Consider the following 2,136-nt stretch of genomic DNA (forward strand, 5'->3'; position numbering starts at 1 on the left):
CCACGTTCGGTGACCATCCACGATCGTGAACCGATCGGGCGTCACCGAACTGTCGAAGCTCACATCAGATCCCATCTGTACGGCGGACCGCAGGGGTGAGATCCTCATCTTCCGTCTATTACTTTGTAGTCCCCGACCACTACTTAAGGCCTACGAACTGAACCGCCAAAGGCAGGGAGTGCCATGCGTGGTGAAATAGAACAGTGTTCAATAAATAGATGTTTCTGACCAGTAGTTGAGAAACGAGTCCACCGAGTGGGCGAATACGATACGGCGGTGTAATAGTGGTTTTCGTTAGGAGCACTGGTTCTCTCTTTGGAAAAGAGCGGAGTCATGATCTGCTATCGATCTGTTCTATATCTAGTTGTACGCGTTCGCGTATGTGAACAGATGCTGGAACTCGTCTCGCTCAGACAACGTTCAAAATAGAGCAATGAATAACAATCGGCAATCGACACGGGGAAGAGAAAGATACAATGTAGGAGAATTAGCATCAGGCGAGTGATCGTCGACAAGTAGCCAGAACAGCCAGAAAAGACTAGAGGGAACAGACAGTCTGTATAGATAGTGTGTTTTGGAAACGGCCATCAAGAAGAGGTACTCTGCTGGAAGAGACGTAGCACGGCGAGCGTGAGTAGCAGGTAATCGATGCAAGGAGTGACAGTAACGCTACAGAAGGGAGGGGTTGGAAAGACGACGGTCGCAATCAATCTCGCGGAGCGACTCGCAGCAGCAGGAAACGACGTGCTACTAATTGACGTCGATCCGCAGGGAAGCGCAACCGATGGCGTCGGTTTCGATGATGTGTATGTGGCAGACAAATATCTGAAACATGTACTCGACGAGCAAGATTCAACGAGCCCAGAGGATCTGATACGAACCGTCTCTGGACCGAATTCCTTCGATCTCATCCCATCGAATAAGAAACTCCAACGCGTTAGTCACGAACTCTACGAGGCTGAGAACGGAGAGGCGGAGTTCTACCGGCGTATTGTTGCTCCGCTTAGGGCAACCTACGACTGGGTGGTCTTCGATTCGCCGCCAACAATTGGGCCGTTGTCGAACGCTGCAGTGGTTGCAACACGGCAAGTAGTTGTACCGCTACAGTTGTCCAAACCAAGCGCTGATGCGCTACTTCGGACAGTAACGAATCAGTTATTTGCACTGAACAGACGGCTCTCGGGATACGATCCAATTGAAGTTCTCTCGATTGTGCCAAACCGAGTCAAAGGAGACAACGAGGAAAAGCACGTGCTGAACGCACTCGAGAACAGTCAGTTTGAGTCGTACCTGCCGCCGTTTACGAGAGCAACTGCGTACGAGTCGTCGGGACTGGGGCCAGGAATTCGCGAGCGAGTTGCCTTCCGGCGGTCGTATCGTGAGGGAGTTCCACTTGCGGCATACGATTCATCTGCAGATATGCTCGAACGGTTTGCCACACTGGCGGATGTAGTCGAGAAGGAATCACGAGCATCCATTTGAGAGACCACACATCCGTGTCTGATGCCAGATTGAGGGAGAACATAGGATGATTGATAGATATGAAAGGTGGAGCAGGAAGGGACAGAGAAAGAAGGAGGGGAATAGGGAGAAAGTGAAGCCGAAAGAGAGGGCGAAAGGCAAAGAGAAGGCAGGAAATGGAAGCAGGTGCGAAATAAACAACAGGCGAGAGCGCTAAGTACGCTGGTGTGCTGAAGGAGGTAATGAAGGATGGGAACAACCAACAGAAAGTTGCCGCGATCTGCGATAGCTGCGGGACGGTTTATGCGGCGATTGAACGCACGAGTGGCTCGATACAGCCAATTGGGAACCCAAACGGTTGCTGTGACGGAGCAGGGATGACAATCCTGTCCGATACGGGAACGGTAGGCAAACCAGAATCAGAGAGTTAGTATAATATATACAGTATAATCCAATTCAATATATACCAGCAATAATGTATTTGGTGACAGAGTACGAATCGCAAACAGGGGCAGTTGCTAGTCCAACAATCTGGGAACACCCAAGAGGTCTATAGTCTTCCACTGATGAGCACAAGATAGAGAAAAGAACGCTCTTGTGTAGCACTTTGTTGATTTCACAGTGTGGCTTTGATAGCGTGTTTGAGCGCTTCTCTCCCTGGTTTCCGCAGTAGCT

At 50.3% G+C, this 2,136-nt stretch carries 2 protein-coding genes; both read left to right on the forward strand.

Going from position 1 to position 2,136, the window contains the following annotated elements; all coding sequences use genetic code 11:
• Positions 1–648 precede the first annotated feature (648 nt).
• Entirely contained in the window at positions 649–1,482 is an 834-nt protein-coding gene (locus C482_RS13650; protein WP_006168230.1) for a ParA family protein, read from the forward strand.
• A gap of 46 nt (positions 1,483–1,528) precedes the next feature.
• Entirely contained in the window at positions 1,529–1,678 is a 150-nt protein-coding gene (locus C482_RS21545) for a hypothetical protein (protein WP_161605604.1), read from the forward strand.
• Positions 1,679–2,136: the final 458 nt, after the last annotated feature.

Origin of the sequence: Natrialba chahannaoensis JCM 10990 (assembly GCF_000337135.1) — an archaeon.
Taxonomy (GTDB): domain Archaea; phylum Halobacteriota; class Halobacteria; order Halobacteriales; family Natrialbaceae; genus Natrialba; species Natrialba chahannaoensis.

Bases quoted from the DNA above. Each gene is read 5' to 3' on its own strand.
- C482_RS13650 (WP_006168230.1), top strand. From the start codon at position 649: ATGCAAGGAGTGACAGTAACGCTACAGAAGGGAGGGGTTGGAAAGACG.
- C482_RS21545 (WP_161605604.1), top strand. From the start codon at position 1,529: ATGATTGATAGATATGAAAGGTGGAGCAGGAAGGGACAGAGAAAGAAG.